Annotated in this window: 25 protein-coding genes; 7 read left to right on the plus strand and 18 right to left on the minus strand. The window is 65.1% G+C overall.

Translation table 11 applies throughout. From position 1 onward, the window contains the following. Window positions 1-70 precede the first annotated feature (70 nt). The 7 genes from ACZ48C_RS21735 to kdpF are packed head-to-tail and all read right to left on the minus strand — an operon-like array spanning window position 71 to window position 8,154. Window positions 71-763, minus strand: coding sequence for a response regulator transcription factor (locus ACZ48C_RS21735; RefSeq protein ID WP_424549059.1), 693 nt, complete (start codon window positions 761-763; stop codon window positions 71-73). Then, window positions 760-3,465, minus strand: a complete 2,706-nt coding sequence (locus tag ACZ48C_RS21740; RefSeq protein WP_464782932.1) for a DUF4118 domain-containing protein — start codon at window positions 3,463-3,465, stop codon at window positions 760-762. Before ACZ48C_RS21740 ends, ACZ48C_RS21735 begins: the two co-directional genes overlap by 4 nt. A 47-nt stretch (window positions 3,466-3,512) precedes the next feature. After that, entirely contained in the window at window positions 3,513-4,079 is a 567-nt protein-coding gene (kdpC, locus tag ACZ48C_RS21745; RefSeq protein WP_464782933.1) for a potassium-transporting ATPase subunit KdpC, read from the minus strand. Window positions 4,080-4,090: 11 nt separating this feature from the next. Continuing rightward, on the minus strand, window positions 4,091-6,139 hold the full coding sequence (kdpB, locus tag ACZ48C_RS21750) for a potassium-transporting ATPase subunit KdpB (RefSeq protein WP_424549056.1): 2,049 nt from the start codon (window positions 6,137-6,139) through the stop codon (window positions 4,091-4,093). A gap of 29 nt (window positions 6,140-6,168) precedes the next feature. Beyond that, window positions 6,169-6,315 carry a hypothetical protein gene (locus tag ACZ48C_RS21755; RefSeq protein ID WP_162911249.1) on the minus strand — a complete coding sequence of 49 codons (147 nt, stop codon included), beginning with the start codon at window positions 6,313-6,315 and terminating at the stop codon, window positions 6,169-6,171. Window positions 6,316-6,324: 9 nt separating this feature from the next. After that, the gene (gene kdpA / locus ACZ48C_RS21760) at window positions 6,325-8,028 is read right to left on the minus strand and encodes a potassium-transporting ATPase subunit KdpA (protein ID WP_464782934.1); all 1,704 of its coding nucleotides are present in this window, start codon (window positions 8,026-8,028) and stop codon (window positions 6,325-6,327) included. A gap of 36 nt (window positions 8,029-8,064) precedes the next feature. Further along, entirely contained in the window at window positions 8,065-8,154 is a 90-nt protein-coding gene (gene kdpF, locus ACZ48C_RS21765; protein WP_119255110.1) for a K(+)-transporting ATPase subunit F, read from the minus strand. A 464-nt stretch (window positions 8,155-8,618) separates the two neighbouring features. On the opposite strand from kdpF, the gene ACZ48C_RS21770 reads away from it, so the two are divergent. After that, entirely contained in the window at window positions 8,619-10,307 is a 1,689-nt protein-coding gene (locus ACZ48C_RS21770) for a sensor domain-containing diguanylate cyclase (protein ID WP_464782935.1), read from the plus strand. Window positions 10,308-10,428: 121 nt separating this feature from the next. Here ACZ48C_RS21770 and ACZ48C_RS21775 read toward each other — a convergent pair whose 3' ends face one another. After that, a complete protein-coding gene (locus ACZ48C_RS21775) occupies window positions 10,429-10,848 on the minus strand; it encodes a MarR family winged helix-turn-helix transcriptional regulator (RefSeq protein ID WP_318912892.1) in 420 nt (139 codons plus the stop codon). Window positions 10,849-11,041: 193 nt separating this feature from the next. Here ACZ48C_RS21775 and ACZ48C_RS21780 point away from each other — a divergent pair, with 193 nt between their 5' ends. After that, complete coding sequence (locus tag ACZ48C_RS21780) at window positions 11,042-12,859, plus strand: chloride channel protein (RefSeq protein ID WP_464782936.1); 1,818 nt, start codon at window positions 11,042-11,044, stop codon at window positions 12,857-12,859. 37 nt (window positions 12,860-12,896) lie between these two features. Here ACZ48C_RS21780 and ACZ48C_RS21785 read toward each other — a convergent pair whose 3' ends face one another. Further along, window positions 12,897-13,187 carry a hypothetical protein gene (locus ACZ48C_RS21785; RefSeq protein WP_245424742.1) on the minus strand — a complete coding sequence of 97 codons (291 nt, stop codon included), beginning with the start codon at window positions 13,185-13,187 and terminating at the stop codon, window positions 12,897-12,899. A gap of 213 nt (window positions 13,188-13,400) precedes the next feature. Between ACZ48C_RS21785 and ACZ48C_RS21790 the strand changes: the two genes are divergently transcribed. The 3 genes from ACZ48C_RS21790 to ACZ48C_RS21800 all read left to right on the plus strand — a co-directional run bounded on the left by ACZ48C_RS21790 (window position 13,401) and on the right by ACZ48C_RS21800 (window position 15,024). Next, window positions 13,401-14,090 (plus strand): RNA polymerase sigma factor, encoded by a 690-nt coding sequence (locus ACZ48C_RS21790; RefSeq protein ID WP_464782937.1) that lies wholly within the window; start codon window positions 13,401-13,403, stop codon window positions 14,088-14,090. Window positions 14,091-14,173: 83 nt separating this feature from the next. Beyond that, a complete protein-coding gene (locus ACZ48C_RS21795; RefSeq protein ID WP_464782938.1) occupies window positions 14,174-14,695 on the plus strand; it encodes a DUF4142 domain-containing protein in 522 nt (173 codons plus the stop codon). Then, window positions 14,692-15,024, plus strand: a complete 333-nt coding sequence (locus ACZ48C_RS21800; protein ID WP_464782939.1) for a cupredoxin domain-containing protein — start codon at window positions 14,692-14,694, stop codon at window positions 15,022-15,024. Before ACZ48C_RS21795 ends, ACZ48C_RS21800 begins: the two co-directional genes overlap by 4 nt. A 20-nt stretch (window positions 15,025-15,044) precedes the next feature. On the opposite strand, the gene ACZ48C_RS21805 is transcribed toward ACZ48C_RS21800, so the two are convergent. From ACZ48C_RS21805 to ACZ48C_RS21820, 4 genes are all read right to left on the minus strand, one after another. Beyond that, entirely contained in the window at window positions 15,045-15,944 is a 900-nt protein-coding gene (locus ACZ48C_RS21805; RefSeq protein ID WP_464782940.1) for a homocysteine S-methyltransferase family protein, read from the minus strand. A 156-nt stretch (window positions 15,945-16,100) separates the two neighbouring features. Further along, window positions 16,101-16,769, minus strand: a complete 669-nt coding sequence (locus tag ACZ48C_RS21810; protein ID WP_464782941.1) for an aspartate/glutamate racemase family protein — start codon at window positions 16,767-16,769, stop codon at window positions 16,101-16,103. Between the two features lie 87 nt (window positions 16,770-16,856). Further along, a complete protein-coding gene (locus ACZ48C_RS21815; protein ID WP_464782942.1) occupies window positions 16,857-17,897 on the minus strand; it encodes a DUF6282 family protein in 1,041 nt (346 codons plus the stop codon). Window positions 17,898-17,968: 71 nt separating this feature from the next. After that, window positions 17,969-19,318, minus strand: coding sequence for an MFS transporter (locus ACZ48C_RS21820; RefSeq protein WP_464782943.1), 1,350 nt, complete (start codon window positions 19,316-19,318; stop codon window positions 17,969-17,971). A gap of 347 nt (window positions 19,319-19,665) precedes the next feature. Between ACZ48C_RS21820 and ACZ48C_RS21825 the strand changes: the two genes are divergently transcribed. Then, window positions 19,666-20,526: a MurR/RpiR family transcriptional regulator gene (locus ACZ48C_RS21825; RefSeq protein ID WP_464782944.1), complete on the plus strand. Its 861-nt coding sequence runs from the start codon at window positions 19,666-19,668 to the stop codon at window positions 20,524-20,526. Between the two features lie 2 nt (window positions 20,527-20,528). On the opposite strand, the gene ACZ48C_RS21830 is transcribed toward ACZ48C_RS21825, so the two are convergent. Genes ACZ48C_RS21830 through ACZ48C_RS21850 form a run of 5 tightly spaced genes read right to left on the minus strand, consistent with a single transcriptional unit; the run spans window position 20,529 to window position 24,313 of the window. Next, on the minus strand, window positions 20,529-21,308 hold the full coding sequence (locus tag ACZ48C_RS21830; RefSeq protein ID WP_464782945.1) for an inositol monophosphatase family protein: 780 nt from the start codon (window positions 21,306-21,308) through the stop codon (window positions 20,529-20,531). 8 nt (window positions 21,309-21,316) lie between these two features. After that, window positions 21,317-22,054, minus strand: coding sequence for an amino acid ABC transporter ATP-binding protein (locus tag ACZ48C_RS21835; protein WP_318912900.1), 738 nt, complete (start codon window positions 22,052-22,054; stop codon window positions 21,317-21,319). A 4-nt stretch (window positions 22,055-22,058) separates the two neighbouring features. Further along, the gene (locus ACZ48C_RS21840; protein ID WP_424549042.1) at window positions 22,059-22,751 is read right to left on the minus strand and encodes an ABC transporter permease; all 693 of its coding nucleotides are present in this window, start codon (window positions 22,749-22,751) and stop codon (window positions 22,059-22,061) included. Continuing rightward, the gene (locus tag ACZ48C_RS21845) at window positions 22,748-23,443 is read right to left on the minus strand and encodes an ABC transporter permease (RefSeq protein WP_119255124.1); all 696 of its coding nucleotides are present in this window, start codon (window positions 23,441-23,443) and stop codon (window positions 22,748-22,750) included. Before ACZ48C_RS21845 ends, ACZ48C_RS21840 begins: the two co-directional genes overlap by 4 nt. Window positions 23,444-23,500: 57 nt before the next feature. Further along, window positions 23,501-24,313: a transporter substrate-binding domain-containing protein gene (locus ACZ48C_RS21850; protein WP_464782946.1), complete on the minus strand. Its 813-nt coding sequence runs from the start codon at window positions 24,311-24,313 to the stop codon at window positions 23,501-23,503. A 188-nt stretch (window positions 24,314-24,501) separates the two neighbouring features. On the opposite strand from ACZ48C_RS21850, the gene ACZ48C_RS21855 reads away from it, so the two are divergent. After that, a complete protein-coding gene (locus ACZ48C_RS21855) occupies window positions 24,502-25,614 on the plus strand; it encodes an aminotransferase class I/II-fold pyridoxal phosphate-dependent enzyme (RefSeq protein ID WP_464782947.1) in 1,113 nt (370 codons plus the stop codon). The last annotated feature ends 23 nt before the right edge of the window (window positions 25,615-25,637 follow it).

The raw sequence follows: 25,637 nt of genomic DNA on the forward strand, positions 1-25,637 counted from the left end.
GGCACGGCGACATCCCCGGATGCGAAAATCGTGAGGACGGGGGATACTTCCCTGAACAGCGCAGGATGCGTCAGCCCTCGTCGGCAAGCCTGTAGCCGACGCCGGTTTCCGTGAGGATATATCGCGGCTGATCCGGCATGCGCTCGATCTTCTGCCGGATCTGGCGGACATAGACGCGCAGATACTGTACGTCGGTCTGGCCGTCCCAGACCTGTTCGAGCAGGAAGCGATGGGTCAGCACCTTGCCGGCATGCTGCACGAGGATGCGCAGGATGTCGTATTCCTTCGGCGAAAGCTTTATCTCCTCCCCGGCCACCTTGACGATGCGCTTGACGAGATCGACCGAGAGATCGCCGACCTGGAAGACCGGCTTTTCCCCGTGGCTTTGCAGCCGATGGCGCAGAGCGACGCGAATTCGCGCAACCAGCTCGTTCATGCCGAAGGGCTTGGCGACATAGTCGTCCGCGCCGAGTTCCAGCGCCTTCACGATGCCGGCCTCGTCGGTGCGGCTCGACAGGATGATGATCGGCAGGTCCACCCCCTCGCCGCGCCATCTGGCCAGAAGGTCATGCCCCGGCATGTCGGGCAGGCCGAGATCGAGCACGATGAAATCGGGCCTTTCCGACTTAACCAGTTCCGTCGCCACCCTGGCATTCATCGCCTCGACCACGACATAGCCCTGCGCGGAAAGCCCGACGCGCAGTAGCTTGCGGATGGGCGGCTCGTCGTCGACGACCAGGATTCGGACACCCGCGCCGGTCATTCGTCTTCTCCCGGCATGGACATCCCGGCCATGGCCGGCATGCGGATCGTGAAGACCGCGCCGGAGCGATCGGTGCGGTTCGCCGCGGTGATCGTGCCGCCCATCGCCTCCACGAAGCCGCGGCAGATGGAGAGCCCGAGCCCCGTGCCGGCGCGCACCTGATCTGCCTTGCGCACCCGGTAGAAGCTATCGAAGACGCGCTCGATATCGCCGGAAGGAATGCCGGGACCTTCATCCTTGATGCTCAGCATGATCGTATTCCCGTCCTGTCGGCCGTCGATTTCGATCGATGTGCCGTCCGGCGCGTATTTGGCGGCGTTGTCGATGAGATTGAACAGCACCTGCTCGAAAAGCACCGGATCCACCCTCAGCATCGGCAAGGTCTCGGGAATATGCACCTCGACCCTGTGATGCGAAACGATCTTCGCCGCCCGTGCGAGCGCCGAGCCGACGATATCGCCCGCGAAGTGCCATGCATAGTTCGGCTCCATCGCGCCTGCGCCGATGCGCGTCATGTCGAGCAGGTTGGCGATGAAGCGGTTCAGCCGCTCGGATTCGTCGATGACGGTGGACAACAGCTCGCGCCGCGTCTCCTCGTCAAGCCGGGCGCCGAGATCCTTCAACATGTCGGCCGAACCCATGATGGCGGCAAGCGGCGTCTTCAGGTCGTGGGAGATGGAGGTCAGCAGCGCCGCGCGGAGCTTGTCCGTCTCCGCGGCAAGCCGGGCGCCGTCGACATCGGAGACCAGCTGCACGCGCTCGATGGCGAGCGCCGCCTGATCCGAAAGCGCATCGAAAAGACGGCGTTGCTCGGGCGCCAGGAGCGGCCCCTGCCGGTCGTCGTCGAGACCGATGACGCCGACCGCCTCGCGGCCGGTGCGCATGGGAAGGTAAAGCCGCCGCGCGCCCGGCAGCGTGTCGGCACCGCGGCCGGCCGGACGATTGTGCTCCCAGGCCCATTTGGCCGCGGCGATATCGGCATCGACAAGCGTGTCGTCGGGCGGATAGCCGGCCTTGACGGCGACCACTCCCGCCTCCGGCAGCAGGATGACGACCCTTACCTTGAGCATGGACGCTATCTGGAAGGCGGTCGCCCACAGCACATCGTCCAGCGTGCCGGTGCCGGCGAGCTTCCTGGAGAAGAGGTAGAGGTCTTCCGTCATGCGCGCCCGCTGGCGGGCAGCGGCCGCCTGCCGGTGGACGGCCGCGGTGAGATTGGAAGCGACGAGCGCGACACCGAAATAGAAGAACAGCGCGACGAGGCTTTCGGGATCGCGGACCGTGAAGGTATATCGCGGCTCCAGGAAGAAGAAATTGAAGGCGAGCGCGCCGAGTATCGAGGCGAACAGGCCGGCGCCGAGGCCGCCGCGCACGGAGGCCGCGAGCACCGCCATCAGGAAGACCAGCGCCAGGTTCTGGACGTCGAGCGTCTGGCTGAGCGCGACCCCGGCGAGGATCGCCAGCGCCACGAAGACCACGCTGAGCAGGTACGGCCTGATACGGAACGGCTGCAGCGCCTCGGCGCTCTTCACGCCCCGCCGCGGTTCTTCCGCCCTCGCATCACCGGAGATGACGTGCACGCTGATATCGCCGGCATGACGGATCAGGTCGTAGGTGACGTTGCCCTGCCAGAACCGTCGCCAGCCGGACCGCTCCGGGCGGCCGACGACGATGTGGGTGAAGTTGTTGGCATTCGCATAGGCGATGATCTCGCGCGAGGGGGCGAGCGCCGGGAGCGTCACCGTCTCGGCGCCCAGCTGCTCGGCAAGGCGCATATTGGCGGCGAGCCTGTCCTTGTCCTCTTCCGAAAGGCCTGCCGACTGCGGTGTTTCGAGGTGCAGCGCTGCCCAGGGCGCCCGCAGCCGATCGGCCTGGCGCCGCGCGTAACGCACGAGACTGGCGCCTTTCGAACCATGGTCTATGCAGACCAGCAGGCGTTCTCCGGCTGCCCACGGGCCGGAAATGGCATGCGCCTGCATGTGGTTGAGCAACTGGTCGTCGACCCGCTGCGCGGTGCGCCGCAATGCGAGTTCCCGCAGCGCCGTCAGGTTGCCGGGCGAGAAATAGTTCTCGATGGCCCGCTTCGCCGTCTTCGGCACATAGACCTTGCCGTCCGCCAGCCGCTTGATCAGGTCGTCGGGCGTTATGTCGATGATCTCGATGTCGTCGGCACGGTCGATGATGGAATCGGGCACGGTCTCACGCACCCTGATGCGCGTGATCTGCGCCACCACGTCGTTGAGGCTCTCCACATGCTGGATGTTGAGCGTCGAATAGACGTCGATGCCGCGCGAGAGGATTTCCTCGACGTCGAGGTAGCGCTTGGGATGGCGGGCGCCGGCGACATTGGTATGCGCAAGCTCGTCGACGAGGACGAGCGCCGGCCGGCGCTCAAGGATCGCGTCGAGGTCCATCTCCTCGAGCTGCTGCCCGCGATATTCGATCTTCCGCCGGGCGACGACCTCGAAGCCCTCGACGAGTGCAGCCGTTTCCGCGCGGCCGTGCGTCTCGACGACGCCGATGACGACATCGACGCCGTCTGCCTGCCGCGCCCGGCCGGACATCAGCATCTCGTAGGTCTTGCCGACGCCCGGCGCGGCACCGAGGAATATCTTGAGCCGCCCGCGCGTTTCCCGCTCCGCGCGGTCCAGGAGGGCGTCCGGCGATGGCCTGCTGTCGATCTCGCGATTGTCGTCCGGCATGAGCATCCATCCACTGTTCCCGGCCGCCCGGGAAAGCTCATTTCAGTTTACGAGGGCGCGCCGTCAAGCGCCATGTTGAGACGCAGCACATTCACGACGGGTTCCCCCAGAAAGCCGAGCTTGCGACCCTCGACCTGCCGGTCGACCAGCGCGCGGACGGCAGCCTCGTCCAGCCCCCTCGCCCTGGCCACGCGCGCCACCTGGAAATAAGCGGCTTGCGGCGAGATGTGCGGATCGAGACCGCTGCCCGAGGCGGTGACGAGATCGATCGGCACCTCCGCTGTCGGATCGGTGGCTTTGGCCGCATCGTAGTCGGCCTTCACCCGGTCGATCAGCTTCCCGCTGGTCGGGCCGAGATTGGAGCCGGAGGAGCTGGCGGCGTCGTAGCCATTACCCGCAGCCGAAGGACGGCCATGGAAATACCGGTCGCTCGTGAAGGCCTGTCCGATGAGCGCCGAGCCGATCACCCGGCCGTCCTTCTCGATCAGGCTGCCATTTGCCTGCCGCGGGAAGACAGCCTTTGCGATGCCGGTCATGGCGGCGGGATAGAGAAGGCCGGTGATGGCAGTGGTGGCAAGGATCATGACGATTGCCGGGCGCAGTTGCTTGAACATGGTCGATTTCCTTAGGCAAGGCCGAGGGCGGTGATGGCGACATCGATCGCCTTGATGCCGATGAAGGGCACGACGATACCGCCGAGGCCGTAGATCAGCAGGTTGCGGGAAAGGAGCGCACCGGCACCGACGGCGCGGTACTTCACGCCCCTCAGCGAAAGCGGGATCAGCGCGACGATGATGAGCGCGTTGAAGACGATCGCCGAGAGGATGGCCGATTGCGGGCTCGACAGGCCCATGACGTTCAAGACGCCGAGCTGCGGATAGAAGGCGAGGAACATGGCCGGGATGATCGCGAAATATTTCGCGATGTCGTTGGCGATGGAGAATGTCGTCAGCGCGCCGCGGGTCATCAGCAATTGCTTGCCGATCTCGACGATCTCGATGAGCTTTGTCGGGTCGCTGTCGAGATCGACCATGTTGCCGGCCTCGCGGGCGGCGACCGTGCCGGTGTTCATGGCAACGCCCACATCGGCCTGGGCAAGGGCCGGCGCATCGTTGGTGCCGTCGCCGCACATGGCGACGAGCTTTCCTCTGGCCTGCTCCTCGCGGATGAGCTGGAGCTTGTTCTCCGGCGTGGCCTGGGCGAGGAAATCGTCGACGCCGGCTTCCGCCGCAATGGCCGCCGCCGTCATCGGGTTGTCGCCGGTGATCATCACCGTGCGGATGCCCATGCGGCGCAATTCCGCGAAACGCTCGCGAATGCCGCCCTTGACGATGTCCTTGAGCTGGACGACGCCGAGCAGCCTGTCCTCCCTCGCCACCGCCAGCGGCGTGCCCCCGGCCTTTGCGATCTCCTCGGCGATGGCCTGAAGCTCGCGCACCGCATCGGAAGATGCGCCGGCGCCGACATGGGACAGCACCGCATCGACCGCGCCCTTGCGAATCTGTGCCCCTTCGAGGTCGACGCCGCTCATGCGGGTCTGGGCGGTAAAGGGCACGAAGCTCGCCTTGAGGCCGGCCATGTCCCGGCCGCGGATATCGTATTTCTCCTTGGCAAGAACGACGATGGAGCGGCCCTCCGGCGTCTCGTCGGCAAGCGAGGCAAGCTGGGCGGCATCGGCAAGCTCCTGTTCGGTGACGCCGCGCACCGGCCTGAAGGCCGTCGCCTGACGATTGCCGAGCGTGATGGTACCGGTCTTGTCGAGCAGCAGCGTATCGACGTCGCCCGCCGCCTCCACCGCCCGGCCCGACATGGCAAGCACGTTGAAACGGACGAGGCGGTCCATGCCGGCAATGCCGATGGCGGAAAGCAGCGCGCCGATAGTCGTCGGAATGAGCGTGACGAACAGGGCGACGAGCACGATGATCGGGATCGAACCGCCGGCATAGGCGGCGAAGCTCGGGATGGTGACGGTCGCCAGAACGAAGATCAGCGTCATGCCGGCAAGCAGTATGTTGAGTGCGATCTCGTTCGGCGTCTTCTGGCGCTCCGCCCCTTCGACCAGCGCGATCATGCGATCGAGGAAGGTCGAGCCGGCGGCAGCGGTGATGCGCACGCGGATCCAGTCGGAGAGGACCTGCGTGCCGCCCGTCACGGCCGAGCGGTCTCCGCCCGATTCCCGGATGACGGGAGCGGATTCGCCCGTGATCGCCGCCTCGTTCACCGAGGCGACCCCCTCGACGACTTCGCCGTCCGAGGGGATGATATCCCCGGCCTCGACGAGCACCATATCGCCGACCTTGAGACTGGTGCCGGGCACCAGCCTGTACTCGGCGGAGCCGTTTGCCGCGAGCAGCTTGGCCTGGGTCTCGCTGCGGGCGCGGCGCAGCGAATCCGCCTGTGCCTTGCCCCGGCCTTCGGCGACCGCTTCGGCGAAATTGGCGAAGAGCACGGTAAACCAGAGCCAGAGATTGACCTGGAAGGAAAAGGCGAGGCCGCCGCCACCGGATGCCAGATCGCGCAGGAAAAGCAGCGACGTCAACAGCGAGACGGTCGCCACGACGAACATGACGGGATTGCGGGCGAGCGTGCGCGGGTTCAGCTTGGTGAATGCTGCACCGATTGCCGGAACGAGAATGCGAGAATCGAGGATGCTCGCGGATTTTGCCTGGCTCATACGAGACTCCAGCGTTGAAACGGACGCGGTCACCCGCGCAGAAATTCGATGATCGAAACGATGGCGATCATCGCGACCAGCATCACCAGGATGAGGTTGGAAGCACACCATCGGGCTGGCATCGCCCCCCTGCGAACGGGGGACGAAGGAGAGGAACCTGTCGTGCGAAGCGTCATGGCCAATCCTCAGAAGGTCTGTCCGGCCAGCATCGCGAGGTGTTCGACCACCGGGCCGAGCGCGAGCGCCGGGAAGAAGGTGAGCCCGCCGACGATAAGGATCGTGCCGACAAGCAGGCCGACGAAGAGCGGGCCATCCGTCGGGAACGTGCCGGCGGAAGCCGGGACGGTCTTCTTGGCGATGAGCGAGCCGGCGATGGCCAGCGCCGGAATGATGACCAGAAAGCGCCCCATCAGCATGCCGAAGCCCAGCGTGACATTGTACCAGGGCGTGTTGCCGGTCAGGCCGCCGAAGGCCGAGCCGTTGTTGGCGGCCGCCGAGGTATAGGCATAGAGGATCTCGGAGAAGCCGTGCGGGCCGGCCGTGCCGACGGAGGCGACCGCCGTGGGCAGCACGCTGGCGATGGCCGTGAAGACGAGCATGGCAAGCGGCAGGCAGAGGATCGCGAGCACCGCCATCTTCATCTCCTTCGCCTCGATCTTCTTGCCGAGATATTCCGGCGTGCGGCCGACCATCAGGCCCGCCACGAAGACGGCCACGACGATGAAGAGGACGATGCCGTAGAAGCCCGCGCCGACGCCCCCGACGATAACCTCGCCGAGCTGCATGTTGATGAGCGGAATGAGCCCCCCGAGCGCCGTGAAACTGCCATGCATGGCATTGACCGCACCGCAGGAGGCCGCCGTGGTGACGACCGCGAAGAGCGAGGAAAGAGCGATGCCGAAGCGGGCTTCCTTGCCCTCCATATTGCCGCCCTGGAGGCCGAAGGCGTGCATGAGCGAGTTGCCGGAGGCTTCCGCCCAGTAGGTAACCGTGACGCCGGCGAGGAACAGAACGCCCATGGCCGCAAGGATCGCCCAGCCCTGGCGCTGGTTGCCGACCATGCGGCCGAATACGTTGGTGAAGGCCGCGCCGATCGCGAAGATCGAGACCATCTGAAGCATGTTCGAGAGGACGTCGGGGTTCTCGAAGGGATGGGCGGAATTGGCGTTGAAGAAGCCGCCCCCGTTGGTGCCGAGCATCTTGATGGCAAGCTGCGAGGCGACCGGGCCGAGCGCGATGGTCTGCCTTGCGCCTTCCAGCGTCGTCGCCTCCACAGAGGGGCCGAAGGTCTGCGGCACGCCGAGCGCCACATAGGCAAGCGCCAGCACGACGCAGACCGGCAGCAGCACGTAGAGCGTGGCGCGGGTCATATCGACCCAGAAATTACCGATCGTCTTGCCGGATGCGCCCGCGAAGGCGCGGATGAGCGCGACGGCGATCGCCATGCCGGTGGCTGCGGAAACGAAGTTCTGCACCGTCAATCCCGCCATCTGGGTGAGATAGGACATGGTGCTCTCGCCGCCGTAATTCTGCCAGTTGGTATTGGTGACGAAACTGACGGCGGTGTTGAAAGCGAGCTCCGGCGCGACGTCGGGCATGCCGGCGGGATTGAGCGGCAACGCGCCCTGCAGGCGCTGCAATGCGTAAAGCAGCAGCAGCCCGGCAAGGTTGAAGGCCAGCATGGCGACGGCATAGGCCGTCCAGCGCTGCTCCTCGCGCTCGCTGGTGCCGGCCAGCGCATAAAGGCCCCGCTCGACAGGAACGAGCACGGGGGAAAGGAAAGTACGCTCCCCGGCAAAGACGCGCGTCATATAGGCGCCGAGCGGTTTGACGAGGGCAAGGACGATCCCGCAGAAAAGAAGGATCTGTAGCCATCCGATGAAGGTCATGGGCAAAACTTTCGTTACCGGCAGCATTGCTTCCGTTCAGAAGCGTTCCGGGCGAATGAGGGCGTAGGCGAGGTAAATGGTCAGGAAGACGGCAACGGCGCCGCCGAACGCATAATCGAACGACATCGCACCCTCCCTCACAACCGTTCGCAGGCGCGCGTGTAGACAACACAGAATGCGAAGAAGGCGAGCACCGCGCCTGTCAGGAGAACATCCATCATCACTCTGGACTCCGTTATCGGGGGCCAGACAAGCCGCGGACGCTCTTCGAAAGCGCACCGCGAAGTCACCTGGCGCAGGGATCCTTCGATCTCCCGCGCTTCAATATGCAGCCGAACCGGATAGGCATTCGAGAGCGACCGGAAGGTGAAAAAATAGGAATTCCATAGGAATTTCAGCCGGTGCGCCTCCGGCCTGCCGGCCTGCGTCCGAAGACCGCCAGATGGCGATTTTCCGAACCCGCGCCGCTATCGCTCCAGCGCGACAGCGGAAGATCGGCCTCATGCCGGGCCGCAGCGATTAACGGCATCAAAAGCTTTTTGCCCTAACGGAGATGCATGACTTCGAGTGGGTTTCGAAACAGACGTCCGGTGGCCTTCCTGCTTCTAGTGATGCTGACATATTTCAGCACTGCATTGGCAAGCGCAGCGGATTCTTCCGAGATTCGCAGTTCCTGCTGGGCATCCGGCGATCTGTCGGAGGGCGTGGTCGCGATAGCACGGCAGGAAAGCCGGTGGTCCTGCGGCACCCGGGAATTCTCCATCGATGCCGAGCGCGTGCTGCTCCGCTTCGACATCACACCCGACAATGCCCTTCCCCGATATCTCCTCTCAAGGCGAAGTGCACTTGAGACGGTGCATCTTCTGGCGATCGATCGGGAGGGCGCGGTCCGGCAAACTTCCGTTCCCGCCGCCGCCCTGCCCAGTTCGCTGGCTGGCGGGTACTTCAAGGCTTTCCTGCCGGAGGTGACGCGCGAGACCGCGCATGTCGTCGTCGCGATCGACCTGCCGAGCCATCGGATGACGCTGGAGGGGGCTTATCTTGCCCCGACAGATCCGGCCAGCGGCACGGGTGACATGCGGTTCCTGCTGGTCCTGGCAGGGCTTGCGGGCATGCTCGTCATGCCCCTTATCTTCAATGCAGCGTTCTACCGGGCCCTGCGTGAATCTTTCGTTCTCTGGCACTCGGCCCTCACGCTTTCGCTGCTGATGACCGTTCTGGTTTCATCCGGCCTGTCAGTCGTGCTTTTCGATCCTCCGGCGATGACGTTGAGCTGGATGACGACATTGATCTTCGGGATGACGGTCGGGTCGGGAGCGATGTTCACCCACAGCTTCATCGAGCCCGGATTGATGCATCCGCTCCTGCGGCGTCTCCTACCCTATTGCGCGGTGTGGGCGATATTCCTGAGCGTGTTTCATGCGGCGTTTCCCTTCGTTGCGCGCCCCATGCAGGCGAGCGCCTACACGGCGGCGTTTGCGCCGATCCTCGGTATCTTCATATTGTCCATGATCGATTCTCTGCGTCGCGGAAGCCGCGCCGCGAGGTATCAGGCGATAGGCTACACACCAATAATCGTGGTCGGGCTGGTCCGTTTGGTGACGGGTGTTGTTCCCTGGCTGCACAGCACTGACGCCATGTTCCTGTTCTATGTGGGTTGCGCGTGTGAAGTCCTTTTCACGACGCTTGGCGTGGCGGAACGCTTCGTCACCATGAAGCGCGAGCGGGACCGCGCACGCAACGAAGCCGAACTGCTCGAACGGCTGTCCGAAACGGATGCGTTGACGGGATTGTTCAACCGGCGGGCCATCGAGCGCCAGTTCGAGCAGCTTCGAGGCGAAGGCTTCGCCGCGCTGGCTGTCATCGACCTCGACCATTTCAAGGCGATCAATGATGTGAACGGGCACGGCGTCGGAGACGAGGTGCTCAAGGCTGTGGGCAGTGCGCTCCAGGCAAGTCCCGACGTTCGCGCCTATCGCCTCGGCGGCGAGGAATTCATGCTTCTCTTGCGCGGAGACGATGCCGAAGCCCAGGCCGAGATTCGCCGCCAGGCAATTCCCGCAATTGTCGCTCATGCCGTTTCGGGGCTCGGGCGCCCCGTGACTGCCAGCATGGGCGTGACGAACATCTTTGGCAGCGAAGGTTTCGCCGCACTTTACGAACGCGCCGACAAGCTGCTTTACGAAGCCAAGAGCGCGGGGCGCAACCGAACCCGCAGCGCGATCAAGGCGACGCCGGTGCTGGTGTCATTTCCAAACGACCAGGCGATGATCGCCTAGGCCGGCGCGCCGCTTGCCGCTTCATTCCGGCCCGGCCCATCACGACGATCCCGCATCAGATTAACTTGCTGCCGTCCCCATCGTTTCGACAATCATCGCCGGGATTTGATGAGGCCGATCCCTAACGTCCGACATCGAGCGTGCGGAGAATGTCGATCAGCCGCGGCGCCATTTCGCGGATTTCCGTGAGATGGATGGCGGTCAGCCTTTCCAGGATGGCATCGGCCTTGTCCGTCAACGCGAGGGTCTGGCGGCGGCGGTCGGCGGGGTCGGAATGCCGCGTCACATAGCCGGCGGCGACGAGCCGGCCGACGAGTTCCGTCGCGGAATGGGGCGCGATCAGCAGCCGCTCGGCAAGCCGGCCGACGGTCATCGGCTCTTCATCGCGGTGCCCCCTTATCGTCAGGAGCGCCTGATGCTGCTGGGCGGGAAGCCCTTCGTGATGCGCCGCCGAGGTGCTGAAATCCATGAAGCGGCGCAGCGTGTAGCGCAGGTTCGAGAGCGCTTCGTAATCGGCATCGCTCAGCCTGTCCTTCGCCATTCTCCGCTCCCGCTTCCGCATTCCGGCCGCCGCCGGCATTTTCCACAACAACATCCCTCCACCGGCTTACCGCAGGTTGGGCCGGCGGGCTAGTGCGCCAAATGACCTTCTCGCCAGCCGGCAATCCCTGTTGATTTATATCGTATTACGATGTATCTGCGGCCGCCTTCACCATTTCAGCGACGGGAAAGCCATGCCCCAAACGAAGCCCCATCACCGCCCGCACGACTTCACGGGCGGCCTAGCCCGGCGCGAGGCCGGCGATTTCACGACGGACCGGCGCGTGCTCGCCCTGATAGGCATGGCGCTCATCGTCGGCAGCGGCGGCGCGCTCGCCGCCAAGCTCCTGGTGAGCCTGATCGCGCTCGTCACCAATCTCGCCTGGTTCGGGCAGTTCAGCCTTGCGGCGACCTCTCCAGCACAGGCCCCGCGCTCGCTCTGGATGGTCCTGACGCCCGCCATCGGCGGCCTCGTCATCGGCCTGATGGCCCGCTTCGGCTCGGAGAAGATCCGCGGCCACGGCATTCCCGAAGCCATCGAGGCGATCCTCATCGGCGGCAGCCGCATGTCGCCGAAGGTCGCGATCCTGAAGCCGCTCTCCTCGGCGATCTCCATCGGCACGGGCGGCCCGTTCGGCGCCGAGGGGCCGATCATCATGACGGGCGGGGCGATCGGATCGCTCTTCGCCCAGTGCTTCCACATGAGCGCGGCCGAGCGCAAGACGCTGCTGGTGGCGGGCGCCGCCGCCGGCATGACCGCCATCTTCGGCTCGCCGATCGCCGCGGTGACGCTCGCCGTCGAGCTTCTGCTCTTCGAATGGAAGCCACGCAGCTTCATTCCCGTCGCGATCGCCGCCTGCGTCTCGGCCTGCTGGCGTCCGTTCCTCTTCGAGACGGGGGCTCTCTTTCCCCGGCAGTTCCACATGGACCTTCCGTGGTGGGGCATCGGCCTTTGCGCCGTCGCCGGCCTCATCGCCGGCCTGCAGTCCGGCCTCCTGACGATGCTGCTCTACCGGATCGAGGACGCCTTCGAGGCACTGCCGGTCCACTGGATGTGGTGCCCGGCGATCGGCGGCCTTGCCGTCGGCCTCGGCGGCCTGATCGAGCCGCGAGCGCTCGGCGTCGGCTACGACATCATCGACGGCCTCCTCAACAGCCGCATGCTGCCGCAGGCCGTGCTGACGATCCTGCTGGTCAAGGCCGCGGTCTGGCTGGTCTCGCTATCGTCGGGCACGTCGGGCGGGGTGCTCGCGCCGCTTCTCATTCTCGGCGGGGCGCTCGGCTGGCTGGTCGGGCTGGTGTTTCCCGGCGATCCCGGCTTCTGGGCGCTGCTCGGCATGGCGGCGATGATGGGCGGCACGATGCGCGCGCCGCTGACCGGCACCTTCTTCGCGGTCGAACTCACCGGCGACGTCTCCAGCCTGCTGCCGCTGCTCGCCGCGACGATCTCCGCCTATGCCGTCACCGTGCTTCTCCTGCGCCGTTCCATCCTGACCGAGAAGATCGCCCGGCGGGGCCAGCATATAACCCGTGAATACGGCATCGATCCCTTCGAATATGCCCGCGCCCGCGACATCATGATCGAGGCGGTCGATACGCTTCCCGCGCAGATGCGCGTGGGCGAGGCCTCCGCTTTCTTCGCCACCACGGAGAAGACGCACCGGATCTATCCGGTGATCGACGCGGACGGCCTGCTGAAGGGCGTCGTCTCGCGCGGCGATGCGCTGCGCTGGCAGCAGAACCCGGCACTCGCCGACCAGAGCCTCGACGAGCGGGTTTCCGATACGTCGGTGCCCGTCGCCCATCCGGAGGATACGATCGGCTATGTCGCCGACCTGATGCTTGCGACCGATGTCGGCCGCATTCCGGTGGTCGATCCGCAGAGCGGCCGGCTCGTGGGGTTGGTGGCGCGCAAGGATCTGCTGCGGCTGCGCCATGCCGCCAACACGCTGGAGAACGAGCGCAAACCCTATCTCGGGCCGAGAAAGACGGCGCCCGGAAAAGCCGGCTAGCGAAAAGGCCACCTCGGCACCGGGCTGCCCCTCAAGATCATTTCTTCAGGACGGGCCCGGTGTCGAAGCTGGCGTCGACCTGCGCCATCCAGAGGCGGATCTGGTCGAAGAGAAGCGCGAAGTCGTAGCGCCATTCCAGGAGGAGGACCTGCCAGGCGCTGCCGTCCAGCGTGGCGAGACGCTGGTCGAGCCGCTGCCTGAGAGCGGCGAGCTGCCCGGATTGCAGGGCCTCCGCCTCGGCGCCATGCGCCGGATGGTGCGCCGCCTTCTGAAGCTGCCGATCCAGTTCGAGAAGCTCGCTCTTCAATGCTGCCAGATCCGTCGCCATCGGATGGTCCTCCGTTCGATGCAAAATAATTATATCGTGATACGATATATTTTCAAGGCCCGTGCCGGAGGAAGGGCCGTCGACATCCTTCCGGCAGCGGCGCAAAATACGGGTGGTTACCGGCGGGCAAAGGACCTTTCCGCAGAAAATCACATCCCGCGGGAACCTCGCCGGAAATCTGGCATCCAATGTCCGTTTCGAAGGAGCGTGCCGATGCCAGCCATGCCGACCATTCCCATAGCCGTCCCCGTGGAAGGGGAAGCCGATCTCGTCCGGCGTGCTACGGCGGGCGAGGCGCAGGCTGTCCGTGCCATCATCAGGACCCATAACCAGCGGCTCTACCGGCTCGTGCGCGCCGTGCTGCGGAACAATGCCGATGCGGAGGACGTGCTGCAGGAGGCCTATCTTCACGCCTTCGCCAATCTCGGCCGCTTCCAGGGCGAGGCCTCGCTATCGACCTGGCTGTCGCGCATCGCGCTCAATGCCGCGCTGATGCGGCTTCGCGCGCAGAAGCGGATGAAGCGGGTCGCGCCTGCGCCGGAACTGGCGAAAGCCGAGATCATCCCCTTCCCCCTTGCCTCTTCCATTGCCGATCCGGAGCGCGTCATGGCGCAGCGACAGCTTCTTCACCTCGTCGAGGAGGCAACCGACGCGCTTCCCGAGACCTTCCGCCTCGTCTTCGTCGCCCGCGTCATCGAGGGCCTCAGCGTGGAGGAAACGGCAGCGCTGCTGGAGCTTGCCCCGGCAACGGTCAAGACCCGCCTGCACCGCGCTCGCAAGCTCATCCGCACCCAACTCGAGGAGCGGATCGGCCCAGTCCTCATCGAGGCCTTTCCCTTCGCGGGAGTGCGCTGCGAGCGGCTGACGCAGGCCGTTCTCTCGAAACTCGGGCTTGCGGAATAGCGGGAACCTCTCAGCGGGGCCGGCATCCAATGCCGCGTCAACAAAACCGGCGCCGGCCACCCGGCGGCGCCAAGGAGAGCCCGATGAAAACCCTGATTTCCACTCTCGCCGCGACCTGCATGGCCCTGACCGCCTCTTTCGCGCTGGCCGCCGACAAGCCGACCGACCCGCAGATCGCCCATATCGCCTACAGCGCCGGCGTCATCGATGTCGAGGCCGCCAAGCTTGCCCTCCAGAAGACCAAGAACGCCGAGGTCAAGGCCTTTGCCGAATCCATGAAGAAGGACCACGAGGCCGTCAACGAGATGGCGCTGGCGCTCGTCAAGAAGCTCAAGGTCACGCCGGAGGACAACGCGACCAGCAAGGCGCTCGTCAAGGCGGCCGACGAGAAGCGCGCCGAACTCGGCAAGCTCGAAGGCAAGGCCTTCGACAAGGCCTATATCGAAAACGAGGTCGCCTACCACAAGCAGGTGAACGGCGCGCTGGAGACGCTGCTCATCCCCTCGGCGCAGAATGCGGAGCTGAAGAGCCTGCTGGAGACCGGCCTCAAGCTGTTCCAGGGCCATGAGCAGCATGCCGAACATGTCGCGGCGAATCTGAAATGACGACCTTCCTTCTCACCCGGAGGCAGGTGCTTGCCACGGGCGCGGCGATGCTTGCCGGCAGCACGCTCGCCCGCGCTCATGACGGCACGGTGCATGTCGCGATCAGGAATCTCGCGTTCCAGCCGGCCGAGATCGAGGTCAGGGCGGGCGAGACCATCGAATGGACGAACGACGATCCCTTCGCCCACACCGCCACCGTCAAGGGCGGCTGGGAGGTCACCATCCCGCCCGGCAAGAAAGCGACGCATGTCGTAACCGCCGGAGACACCGTCGACTACTATTGCCGGTTCCACCCCAACATGAAGGGGCGGATCAAGGTCGTCGAGTAGCCGGCCTTCATCGGCGGCGGTCAGCCGAGCCGCCGGCGCAGGTTATGGATATGCGACGCACCGACCCCGCAGCAGCCGCCGATCATCGTCGCGCCGCTTTCCGCCCAGTCGCAGGCGAAGGCGGCGTAACGATCTGCCGAAAGGTCGTCGCGGATGGCGTGCAGCGCCTCGTTCGCCGCGCCCTCGTCCTCCGTGGTGAAGGCATTGGCATAGACGCCGATCTCGACCGGGCGGCCGCTTTCCGCGAGGATGGCGGCCGCGACATCGACCGCCTGCCGCATCACCTCGGGCCGGCTGCAATTGAACAGCATCGCCGAAGCCGTAGAGGCCGCGATCCAGCGAGCCGCGTCCGCCACGCTCTCGCCGGAGCGCAGCGCGGGCGGCTGCGTTTCGGCGCCCGGCTCGTCCTGCAGCGTGAAGGAGATCCAGAAAGGCTTTCCACTGGACGCCACCGCCCGCTCCACGGCTTGCGCCTCCGCGATCAGGCTCAGCGTCTCGCCGAGGAAGACATCGACGTAGGGATCGAGCTCCTCGACCAGGACGCCGAGATAGTCCTGCACGCGCTCCGGCTGGAAAAGCTGCGGCTCGTAGGATCCGAAGATCGGCGGCAAGGAACCTGCGACCTTGACCTTTCGCTCCCCGGCTGCGTCCGCCGCTTCCCGCGCCAGCCGGCCGGCCAGCGCGATCAGCCGGCGTCCCTCCGCGCGAAACCGCGCCTCGCCGATATGGAAGGGCACCAGCGCATAGCTGTTCGTCGTGACGACATCCGCCCCGGCGGTAATGAATTCCGCATGCACCTGCCGGACGATATCCGGGCTTTCCATCAGCGCCACCGCCGACCATTCGGGCTGCCGCAGCTCGGCCCCGAGGCGGACCAGCTCACGGCTCATGCCGCCGTCCAGAATTGTGATGCCCGTCATGAAATCCGCCTCCCATTGTCCGCCGGAGCGGCGAACATCCGTTTATACCTGTCCTGCCAGAAGTCGCCGGCATGGTCCACAGCGCTCGCCCGAAACACGGGTGCTGGTCGACCGCGGGTAGGGAAAGGTCAGGCGGGCGGCCATAAGCCTCACGGCTCAGGCCGTCGCGTCCGCCATGGCGGTCCTTGCAAGCGCCAGGCGAATGGCCGCCGGGACGGGCTCGATGATGGGAACCTCGAAACGGGCGCCCAGCGCGACCGCGTGAACGGCGAGCGGCCCGCCGCCGATGATGACCGCCTCCGCACGATCCTCGGAGATCGCAAGGCCGCAGGCCTCCATGAGGCTTCCCTCCAGCCGCACCGGGTCGCTCATCACGCTGGCGACGTCGCCCTCCGTGAGGCGGACGCCGGTGAAGAATGCGGAAAAGCCATAAGCTTCCACCCGCTTTTCGATCGCTTCGACGAGGTCGGGCGTCGTGGTGACGATAGAGAAGCGCCGTCCGGCACCGGCCGCCTCGATGATGCCGGCCTCGGCGATGCCGGTGACCGGCACCGGCGAGAACCGCCGCAGCGCATCGATGCCCGGGTCGCCGAAGGCCGCGACGATGATGCCGGAATAGCGGGCAAGATCGAGCGTTCTGGCCAGTTCCACAACGGCGGAGGCTCCGACCGACAGCAGCGCGTCGTCATAGATGAGCGGCGCGCCGCGCCGGACCGTCGCGCCCTCCACCGCCTGACCGGCAGGCGCGGTGTTGCGCGCGATCGCCACCATTTCCTCGGTCGTGGCGGCATTGGTGTTGGGATTGATGAGAAGCAGGGGCTTCATGGCCTATTCCTTGTGTGCGAAGGCAGCCGGGCATGCCCGTCTACCTTCGCCGATGGGTTCGCCGGGCGTTTCCGCCCGGCACTCTTCCTAGAGGTCCAGCAGGTTTTCGGGATTGGTCTTGACCATGGTGTGGATTTCTTCCGGTGTGAACTCCAGATCGAGAAGCGAGCTGATCAGGACACGCATGCCCTCGACGGGCGTCGGGCCGGAGCGGATGCCGTAATCGGTGCCGACCACGAAATGCTCGATGCCGATTTCGCGGATCTGGCGTGCCCAGGGCACGATGCCGCTGAAGGCATCCGGCGAGCTGGCGATGCCGGCGATCTGGTCCGCCCATTCGCGCTCGACATAATAGTTCGTGCGCGGCAGGCCGCGATGGAACATCCAGTCCGACACGCAGCCTTCGAGCAGCACGCCCTTCTTCGCGAGGTCCTTCTGCTGCTGCGTCGACAGGCGGACGCGGCAGGGATGGGCGACGACGATCTTCCTGATGCCGAACTCGATGGCAAGGTCCACGAGCCGGATCGCCTCTTCGGCGGAGATGTGCCCGGTATTGAGATGGACATGGGGATGATCGGCGATGAGCTGGAGTATCTCGGCAAGCTCGTCCGAAATCGGCCCTTCCAGCGGGATGCGGACCGCGCGGGACAATTCGTCTTTCGCGAATTTCGGATACTGGTCCTTGAAGTAGACCGGCTTGCCGTCGACGAAGGAGCCTTCGTGGCTCGCCATGTAATGGGTGCAATGAGCGCCGAAATGCACGAAGCGGGCGCCGGCGCCGTAATAGAGCGCCGTCTTGACGGCGCGCGGATTGAGGCCGCCGAAGTTGGAGGTGAGGATGATGCCGCCGAAGATATCGATGCCCGGCACCTGCCAGTTGACCAGTTGGGACGTGCCGTTGCTGACGCCGAGCGTGTGGTCATAGAAGACGAGCGCCTTCATGCCTGCCGCCTTTGCCTGCTCGGCGATCTCGAAGGGCGTCAGCCGGCCGGGGCAGGATTTCAGCCAGGGGCCGCTATGGACATGGATGTCGGTGGTGCCGACCATCAGCTCATCCGGCAGGCTCATGGAACGATTGTAGAAGGTTTCGCGCGGCAGCGGCTTTGCGGTCTCGGGGGCGTCGGTCACGTCGGTTCTCCTTGTATGCTGTTATAGTGGCCGCCGCCCGCAGGCTTTCGGCATGCGGGCGGCGCGCCGGATCACGAAGCTGCAGCTTTTCCGGCCGGCAGGACGGTGGTCTCGGCCGGCTCCTTGCGGATGAAGAGGAGGATCAGCAGCACGGCGATGAACTCCACCCCGGCGATGATGAAGAGGCCCGGCGAATAAACGCCGGTGGCGGTCTTGATGGCGCCGAGGAACTGCGGGGCGAAATAGCCGGCAAGGTTCGCGATGGAATTGATGAGCGCGACGCCGGCGGCAAGCGCCGTTCCCGACATGAAGCGCGGCGGCAGGCTCCAGAACACCGGGATGGAGCCCATTGTACCCGCTGCCGAAAGGGCAAGCGCCGCGATGACACCCGGCGCGCTGCCGGCTTCCTGGGCGAACGCCGCCAGCACGAGGCCCGTGGCGCCGAGCGCGGCAGCGACAGCCGTGTGCCAGCGGGATTCGTGGCTGCGGTCGGAAAGCCAGCCATTGGTCATCATACCCATCCAGCCGAACAGGAAGATGCCCGACATGATCCAGCCGACCACCGTGATATCCGTAAAGCCGGCGGCGGTGATGAGGCTCGGCCCGTAGAAGGAGAGCGTCGCATTGCCGGTGATGATGCAGAAGAGGGTGAGGATGAGGACCCAGACGTCCCGGCTGCGCAGCGCAGCGCCGAACTTGTGCTCGCGGCCCTGCATCTGCGCCGCCTCCTGGTCGAGCTCATAGGCCACCTGGTCGCGCTCGGCCTGGCTCAGCCACTTTGCTTCGCTCGGCTTTGCGGTCATCACGAAGACGGCGAGCAGGCCGAGGATGATCGACGGGACGCCTTCGATGATGAAGAGCCATTGCCAGTCCCTGAAGCCCATCAGGCCGTCGGTGCTCGTCATGATATAGGCGGCGAGCGGACTGCCCAGAAGCAGGGCAATGGGCGAGGCGGACATGAAGATGGCGATGGCGCGCGAACGCCGGTGCGCCGGCAGCCAATAGGTGAGATAGAGGATGAGACCCGGATGAAGACCGGCCTCGAAGGCGCCCTGCAGGAAGCGCAGCACGTAGAAATGCCAGGGCTGCGTGCACAGCGCCATCAGCACGGACACGACGCCCCAGCCGAGCGCGATGCGCAGGATGGTCTTCGGCGCGCCGATCTTCTGCAGGAGCAGGTTGCTCGGCACTTCGAACAGGAAATAGCCGAAGAAGAAGATGCCCGCGCCCGCGCCGTAGACGGCGTCGCTCCAACCGAGGTCGTCGAGCATGGTGAGTTTGGCAAAGCCGACATTCACCCGGTCGAGCCATGCGAAGATATAGACCAGCGTGGCGAAGGGCAGAATTCGCCAGGCGATGCGCTTGAATGTCCGGTCCCTCTCCTCAAGGGTCGAGACCGTCGTTTTCGGTTTCGTTTCCACAGCTATCCTCCCATAGGACTGTGTCGCATGCCCAGCCGGAAGGCGAGCCTGCTTATCTGATGGTTGCGCCGGCATCCGTCCCGTTTTCCAACCGCCGGCCGGCAGGCGGTCGTCTCTTTCGAAGAGCAGCCGGAAACCTCCGCCGGCCACGACTTCATGAAAACACTTTTTCACATAAGGCGTCTACAAAAAAATACATTCATGGAAAAACTATTTTCAGGTATGCCCTTCCGGCCTACGAAAAACGCCTTGAACCCCTTGTTATCACGGCTATTTCTATCAGCCTCGGCGAAAAGGCAGTTCCCTTCCCGGCCGGCAACGGCTAGAGTTCACGAAAGAAGATTTTCATGGGCGCCCGGATGCAGCAACCCGTTCCCAAGCAGTCATTTCTCCAGCGCATCAGAAACGAGTTGCGCCAGATGCATCCGGCGGAGCGGCGGCTGGCGGATTTCGTGCTCAGCTTTCCGGGGGAGCTTGCAAGCTATACCGCATCAGAGCTGGCGCGGCTGGCGAATGTCTCCAACGCCACCGTCTCGCGCTTCGTGCAACGGCTCGGCTATACGAACTACGAGGAAGCGCGCCGGCATGTGCGGTCCGAGCAGATGTCGGGCGCCGCGCTCTACCGCGTCGTGTCGCCCGCCGACCCGCCGGACCAGACGCTGCATGCCCATCTCCAGCAGATTCACGCCAATATCGACCGCTCCTTCGCGGCCATCACCCTGCAGGAGATCGACGATGTCGCGCAGGCGATGCTGTCGGCCCGCCGCGTCTGGATCATCGGCTTCCGCACCAGCCAGTCCTTCGCCACCTACCTGCAATGGCAGGTCCAGCAGATCATCGAGAACACGGTGTCGCTTCCCCATGCCGGCCAGACGATGGCCGAGCATATCGCCAGCATCGGAAGGGAGGATTGCGTCATCGCCTACGGACTGCGCCGGCAGGTCCGCGCCTTCCCGCTCATCCTCTCGCAGATCGTCAAGACCGGCGCGAAGACGATGGTCGTGACGGATGACGACTGTGAGCGCCTTGGCGAGGTGACATGGCATTTCCGCTGCCAGACGGCGGCGGCGGGGCCGCTCTACAGCCACGTCGCCGTCATGGCCCTGACGGACCTGCTCGCGACCCGCGTGATGGAGCTTGCCGGCGCCAAGCGCCGCGGCCGCCTCTCGGCCATCGAGACGCTCCACGACGCGATCGAGGAAATCTAGGCTCAGCCGGCCCCCAGCAGGTCCAGCGCCTTCGCGTGCAGCGCCTCGTCCCCCGCCGCCACGACGCAGCCGCGCCAGGCAAGGTCGAGCGGGCCGCCCCGCCAGTCCGTCACGATGCCGCCGGCGCCCTCGATGATGGCGGTCGGCGCGAAGAGGTCGTAGGCGTCGAAGCCCGCATCGACGGCAAGGTCGGTGCGGCCGCGGGCAAGGCAGGCATAACTGTAGCAGCTTCCGCCGTACTGGGTGAACTGCACGGCATCGTCGAGACGTGCGAAGGGCGCGCGGTCCGCTTCCGGAATGAAGCGCGGATTGGAAGATGTCATATAGGCGTCGGCAAGGGAGGTGCCCTTGCGGCAGCGGATCGCCTTGCCGTTATGCCATGCGCCCCGGCCGGAAATACCCGTGAGCCGTTCGCCGGTGGCCGGAAGATCGATGACGCCGAGCAGCGGCTTGCCGCCGCGCGCCAGCGAAATCAGCGTGCCGTAGACGGGAATGCCCGCGACCCAGGCCGCCGTGCCGTCGATCGGATCGAGCACCCACACGAATTCGGCGTCGAGCCGTTCGCCGCCATATTCCTCGCCCATGATGCCGTGGTCGGGGAAGGCCGCGTGGATTTCCTCGCGCAGCCGTGCCTCGACGGCGCGATCGGTGGCGGTCACGAAACTCGCATCCTGCTTGAGGTCGACACGGGGCGCCTCCTGCGCGGCGGCGAGAAGCAGGGCGCGGGAGCTGTCGGCGATCTTTTCGGCGAAGGCGAGGAAGGTTTCGGCAATATCGGTCATGTCGGATCTCAATGGGCAAGAATCTGTCCGAGGAACGTGCGGGCGCGCTCGGATTTGGGGGCTGCGAAGAATTCGGCCGGTGTGGAGACCTCGACGATCTCGCCACGGTCCATGAAGACGATGCGGTCAGCCACCGAGCGGGCAAAGCCCATCTCGTGCGTCACGCAGACCATCGTCATGCCCTCGCGGGCAAGGTCGGTCATGACGTCCAGCACCTCCGAGATCATCTCCGGGTCGAGCGCGGAGGTCGGCTCGTCGAACAGCATGACCTCCGGGTTCATGCAGAGCGCGCGGGCAATCGCCACGCGCTGCTGCTGACCGCCGGAAAGCTGGGAGGGATATTTGTGCGCCTGGTCGGGAATGCGCACGCGGTTGAGGTACTTCATCGCGATGGCCTCGGCCTCCGGCGTCGGCATCCGGCGCACCAGCCGCGGCGCGAGCGTCAGGTTTTCGAGCACCGTCATGTGCGGGAAGAGGTTGAAGCTCTGGAACACCATGCCCACCTCGCGCCGCACGAGGTCGATCTTCTTCTCGTCGTCCGTCAGCTCCTCGCCGCCGACGAGGATGCGACCGCTATTGTGCTCCTCCAGCCGGTTGATGCAGCGGATCATGGTCGATTTTCCCGAGCCGGACGGCCCGCAGACGACGACCTTCTCCCCCTTGGCGATCGTGAGGTCCACGTCCTTCAGGGCGTGGTAGGTGCCGTAGAACTTGTTCATCTTTTCCAGGACGATGATATCCGTCATGGCGTCAGGTCCTTCTTGCATGGCGGTTCGCATAGGTTTCGATCATCGAAAAGCCGGTCTGGATGATCCAGACGAGCACGAGGTAGATGATCGTCGCGGCGATGAAGATCTCGTAGGGGGCGAAGGTGTCGGCGACGATGGTGCGGGCGACGCCCGTCATCTCCATCAGCGTGACGGTGGAGGCGAGCGCGGTCGATTTCAGCATCGACACGATCTCGTTGCTGTAGGCCGGAAGCGCCAGCCGCACGGCGAGCGGCGCCGTGATGCGGCTTGCCCGCTGGAATTTGCTGAGGCCGAGCGCCTTGCCCGCCTCGACGAAGCCCTTGTCGACGCCCAGCACCCCGCCGCGCAGGATTTCCGAGACATAGGCGGCCGTGTTCAGCGAAAGCGCGATGACCGAGCACCAGTAGGGCTCGCGCAGGATCGGCCAGAGGATGCTGTGGCGGATGAAGCCGAACTGCGGCAGGCCGTGATAGATCACGAAGAGCTGCACGAGCAGCGGCGTGCCGCGGAAGAAGTAGATATAGGCCTTGGCCGGCCAGACCAGCCAGGCCCGTTTGGAAAGCCGCATCAGCAGGATGCCGACGGCGAGTACCAGCCCGATCAGGGTCGAGACGACGAGGAGGTTGAGCGTCAGCCCGAGACCGTGCAGGATCTTCGGCAGGCTGGTGGCGATCAGCGAGACGTCGAAATTCATCGTGCACCTCTCAGATGGCGGTTGGCGCGCAGTTCGAGCCAGGCGACGATAGAGGTGATGACGGTCGTCACGGCGAGGTAGATCAGGGCCACCGTCATGTAGAGCAGGAAGGGCCGGTGGATGATGGAATTCGCCATCTTGGCGACGAAGAGGATTTCCTCGAGGCCGATGATCGAGACGAGGGCCGTATCCTTCATGATGGACAGCATGTGGTTGCCGAAATTCGGCAGCGCCAGCCGCCACATCTGCGGAAAGCGTACATAGCGGAAGATCTGGTGGCGCTTGAGGCTGAGCGCCCGCGCCGCCTCGACCTGACCGCGGTCGACGCCAAGGAAGGCGCCGCGGAAGGTCTCCGTCATATAGGCGCCGACGATGAGGCCGATCGCGATGGAGCCCGCCCAGAACGGCGGCAGGTCGATGAACTTCACCGACGGATCGAAGACCTGCACGAACCAGGTCAGCGTGATGGCCATGCCGAAATAGAAGAGCAGCAGCACCAGAAGCTCCGGCGCGCCGCGAAAAACGATGGTGTAGGCCTGGGCGATGCCGCGCAGGACGCGGCTGTTCGAAAGCTTGGCCGAAGCGCCGAGCAGCCCGCACACCACCGCAATGACGAGCGCGATGCAGAAGACCTGCAGCACCGTCAGCAGGCCGAAGAAGAAATCGTCCCACCAGCCGTCGAGTAGCGACATGGCGATACCTCCCTAGAGCAAGCCGGGCGCCGCACGGCGCGGCGCCCGCGCGTTCGTTTACTCGCCGACGCCCTTCCAGCCCGACGGCTGGATGGAGAAGGGGAAGTATTTGCTGCTGTACTTTTCGAGCGATCCGTCCTTGATCATGTCTTCCAGCGCCTTGTCGATCTTGGCGAGCAATTCGTCATTGCCCTTACGCAGGCCGACGCCGACGCCCGGACCGAAATATTCGACTTCGTCGATCGGCGGCGAGACGAACTCGAAGCCTGCGCCGTTCTCCTTGCTGAGGAAATCGAGATAGGCCTTCATGGGGTTGGTGATGGCGATGTCGATACGGCCGTTCTGCAGGTCGAGCAGCATCGGCTGGGCGCCGTCATAGAGCACGATCTCGGCGCCCGGCAGTTTGGCTTCCACCCACTTGGCATAGGTCGAGGCGCGCTCGACGCCGAAGCGCAGGCCGTTGAAAGCCTCCGGGTTCGGCTTGCCGGCATCGTCGAAGAGCTTCAGCCCGGCATCCTTCGCCCCCAGGATACGGCCGAGCGAGACGCGGTAGGGAATGGAGAAGTCGATCTTCTGCTTGCGCTCCTCGGTGATCGACATGGAGGCGACGATGAGGTCGAACTTGCTGGCGAGAAGCGCCGGCAGCATGCCGTCCCATTCCTGGCAGACATATTCGAGATCCACGCCGATGCGCTCGGCGATGCCCTTGGCGACGTCGACGTCGTAGCCGGCCATCTCCCCCTCGGGCGTGCGATAGTTGAACGGGGCATAGGTGCATTCCATGCCGACGCGCAGGGTTTCCGCATGGGCAGGCATCGCGCCCGCCAAGCCGACAATTGCGGCGGACATCAGACCGATCATGAATTTCATGGCATTCCCCTTTTCTTGTTGGCTCGGGCCTTACGGCGGTCCTCTTCCGCCGGTGGGGAACGATGCGCCTGCACAATGGGGGATGAAATCCACCCAAAGGATGATGGCCGGCATCACCCTCAGGGTGGATGGATTGTGTCGCGCGCTTGATCTAGCCCTTGTCTTCAGAAGGCAAAGGGAGAGCCATCATGAAATATGCACGCATGCCCATCGAGCTGGAATCGCCGGAACAGCTCGGCTACGACACGATCCGCTACAACCTCTCGGAAAGCTCGGTCGCCGACCGCAGGCTCGGCGAGCTGAATCTCAAGCTGGACGATATCCTGCTGTGTTACGGCGACCATCGCGGCGCGCCGGACCTGCGCCGCATGATCGCCGGCACGGGCACCGGCCTCTCGCCGGACGACGTGCTGGTGACCGCGGGCGCGGCGGGCGCGCTCTTCATCATCTCGACCTCGATGCTGCAGGCCGGCGACCACATCGTCGTGGTGCGGCCGAACTATGCCACCAACCTCGAGACGCCGCGGGCCATCGGCTGCGACATGAGCATCGTCGACCTCACCTTCGAGACCGGCTACCGGCTCGACCTTGCGGCGCTCGAAGCGGCGATCCGGCCGGAGACGAAATATCTCTCCGTCACCTATCCGCACAATCCGACGGGCGTGATGATCAGCGAGGGGGAACTGAAGGCGCTCGTCGCCCTCGTCGAACGCAAGGGCATTCGCCTGCTCTTCGACGAGACCTATCGCGAGATGACCTTCGGCACGATGCTGCCGGTGGCCGCCAGCCTCTCGGATCGGGTGATCAGCGTTTCCTCGCTCTCCAAGACCTACGGCATTCCGGGCATCCGCATCGGCTGGCTGATCACGCGCGATGCCGCGCTGATGGATACGTTCCTCGCCGCCCGCGAGCAGATCGGCATTTCCGGCAGCACCGTGGACGAGTACATCGCCTATGTCGCGCTTCGCCAGCGCGGCGAATGGCTGGCCTTCAACAATGCCCGCATCGCCAGCGCCTTCGCCATCGTCAAGGAATGGATCGCCGCCGAACCGCTCGTCGAGTGGATCGAGCCCTCCGGCGGCTGCGTCTGCTTCCCGCGCATCGTGCCCTCGGCGAATGTCGACCTCGCCGCCTTCCACGAAAGCCTCTACAGCCGCCATCAGGCCTATGTCGGCCGCGGCCGCTGGTTCGAGCAGGACGACCGGCACTTCCGCATCGGCTATGCCTGGCCGACGGAAGACGAGCTGCGCAAGGGCCTGGCCGCGATCTCCGCGGCCATCCGCGAGAGCCTCAAGGGCTGAACGACGCGAAGGGGCGCGGTCGC

This window comes from Shinella sp. 1A1 (genome assembly GCF_055379515.1).

Coding starts and splice junctions, on each gene's coding strand:
- ACZ48C_RS21735 (WP_424549059.1), bottom strand. CDS start 763: ATGACCGGCGCGGGTGTCCGAATCCTGGTCGTCGACGACGAGCCGCCC.
- ACZ48C_RS21740 (WP_464782932.1), bottom strand. CDS start 3,465: ATGCCGGACGACAATCGCGAGATCGACAGCAGGCCATCGCCGGACGCC.
- kdpC (WP_464782933.1), bottom strand. CDS start 4,079: ATGTTCAAGCAACTGCGCCCGGCAATCGTCATGATCCTTGCCACCACT.
- kdpB (WP_424549056.1), bottom strand. CDS start 6,139: ATGAGCCAGGCAAAATCCGCGAGCATCCTCGATTCTCGCATTCTCGTT.
- ACZ48C_RS21755 (WP_162911249.1), bottom strand. CDS start 6,315: ATGACGCTTCGCACGACAGGTTCCTCTCCTTCGTCCCCCGTTCGCAGG.
- kdpA (WP_464782934.1), bottom strand. CDS start 8,028: ATGACCTTCATCGGATGGCTACAGATCCTTCTTTTCTGCGGGATCGTC.
- kdpF (WP_119255110.1), bottom strand. CDS start 8,154: ATGTCGTTCGATTATGCGTTCGGCGGCGCCGTTGCCGTCTTCCTGACC.
- ACZ48C_RS21775 (WP_318912892.1), bottom strand. CDS start 10,848: ATGGCGAAGGACAGGCTGAGCGATGCCGATTACGAAGCGCTCTCGAAC.
- ACZ48C_RS21780 (WP_464782936.1), top strand. CDS start 11,042: ATGCCCCAAACGAAGCCCCATCACCGCCCGCACGACTTCACGGGCGGC.
- ACZ48C_RS21785 (WP_245424742.1), bottom strand. CDS start 13,187: ATGGCGACGGATCTGGCAGCATTGAAGAGCGAGCTTCTCGAACTGGAT.
- ACZ48C_RS21790 (WP_464782937.1), top strand. CDS start 13,401: ATGCCAGCCATGCCGACCATTCCCATAGCCGTCCCCGTGGAAGGGGAA.
- ACZ48C_RS21795 (WP_464782938.1), top strand. CDS start 14,174: ATGAAAACCCTGATTTCCACTCTCGCCGCGACCTGCATGGCCCTGACC.
- ACZ48C_RS21800 (WP_464782939.1), top strand. CDS start 14,692: ATGACGACCTTCCTTCTCACCCGGAGGCAGGTGCTTGCCACGGGCGCG.
- ACZ48C_RS21805 (WP_464782940.1), bottom strand. CDS start 15,944: ATGACGGGCATCACAATTCTGGACGGCGGCATGAGCCGTGAGCTGGTC.
- ACZ48C_RS21810 (WP_464782941.1), bottom strand. CDS start 16,769: ATGAAGCCCCTGCTTCTCATCAATCCCAACACCAATGCCGCCACGACC.
- ACZ48C_RS21825 (WP_464782944.1), top strand. CDS start 19,666: ATGGGCGCCCGGATGCAGCAACCCGTTCCCAAGCAGTCATTTCTCCAG.
- ACZ48C_RS21830 (WP_464782945.1), bottom strand. CDS start 21,308: ATGACCGATATTGCCGAAACCTTCCTCGCCTTCGCCGAAAAGATCGCC.
- ACZ48C_RS21835 (WP_318912900.1), bottom strand. CDS start 22,054: ATGACGGATATCATCGTCCTGGAAAAGATGAACAAGTTCTACGGCACC.
- ACZ48C_RS21840 (WP_424549042.1), bottom strand. CDS start 22,751: ATGAATTTCGACGTCTCGCTGATCGCCACCAGCCTGCCGAAGATCCTG.
- ACZ48C_RS21845 (WP_119255124.1), bottom strand. CDS start 23,443: ATGTCGCTACTCGACGGCTGGTGGGACGATTTCTTCTTCGGCCTGCTG.
- ACZ48C_RS21850 (WP_464782946.1), bottom strand. CDS start 24,313: ATGAAATTCATGATCGGTCTGATGTCCGCCGCAATTGTCGGCTTGGCG.
- ACZ48C_RS21855 (WP_464782947.1), top strand. CDS start 24,502: ATGAAATATGCACGCATGCCCATCGAGCTGGAATCGCCGGAACAGCTC.